This window comes from Micromonospora arborensis, from assembly GCF_003205615.1.
Lineage (GTDB): Bacteria > Actinomycetota > Actinomycetes > Mycobacteriales > Micromonosporaceae > Micromonospora > Micromonospora arborensis.
On sequence record NZ_PYBV01000192.1, the window covers coordinates 1 to 273 of the forward strand.

General features: G+C 74.4%; 1 pseudogene. It reads right to left on the minus strand.

Annotated elements, in window-relative coordinates:
• Window positions 1–273 (minus strand): annotated as a pseudogene (locus C7C45_RS33395) (hypothetical protein); the annotation flags it as partial.

A 273-nucleotide genomic window follows, 5' to 3' on the forward strand; every position in this document is an offset into this window, starting at 1 on the left:
CGATCATGCCCTGCGACCCGACCGCGAGGGCGTTCGCCGAGGTCCGCAGGACGGCCAACTCCCGGCCGGTACGCGGATCCACAGCGGCCAACCGGGACGGCTTCTCGTCCGCGACCACCGCCGCGTACGGGGTGAGCGCGGCACCGGCCTTGCCGCTGGCGGGCCGTGTCCACAGCACCCGGTCGGTGCCCAGCTCACGGGCGACCACCGAGCGCTTGTCGGCGGCCCGGAACACCGCGTAGCGGTCGTCGACCGCGATCAGCTTGGTGCCCG